This is a genomic window from Streptobacillus felis, from assembly GCF_001559775.1.
Taxonomy (GTDB): Bacteria; Fusobacteriota; Fusobacteriia; order Fusobacteriales; family Leptotrichiaceae; genus Streptobacillus; species Streptobacillus felis.
Map to the genome: position 1 here is coordinate 1 of NZ_LOHX01000214.1, position 427 is coordinate 427.

1 protein-coding gene is annotated in these 427 nt (G+C 24.6%); it reads left to right on the forward strand.

All coding sequences use genetic code 11. The features are described from left to right. On the forward strand, nt 1-264 hold a 264-nt coding region (locus AYC60_RS09345; RefSeq protein ID WP_231724625.1), incomplete at its 5' end, for a hypothetical protein. Nucleotides 265-427: the final 163 nt, after the last annotated feature.

Below are 427 nucleotides of genomic sequence, written 5' to 3' on the forward strand. Positions count from 1 at the left end.
AATGTAAGAAACCAAAAAATGATAGTAGGAATTATTGGTGTTATGCTATTTATATCTTTTGCTAAATTGCTTAGAGAGGGTTTGAATTTTACTAATATTTTTGTAAATTTTATCATTCATTTAGGAATAGGTGTATTTTCAACTTTACTATCTGCCATTTTGGTATTTGTAATAAATGAATTGTTTAATCTCAATATAAACATGGATATAGTTATATCTCTTTGGATAGTAATAATTACTGTAATTCTTAGTTTATTTTTTTAAACTAGAACAAAAATAGAATCGAAAATTTAACATAATATTTTTTCAGCTGTTGTAATAGCATTTTTAGTAATATTATTTCCGGGACTATTTTCAAAGAAACAAAGTTTACACACGCATTTATTATCATGGCTTGGATATTTAAGGGCAGGTCTTAATACAGTAA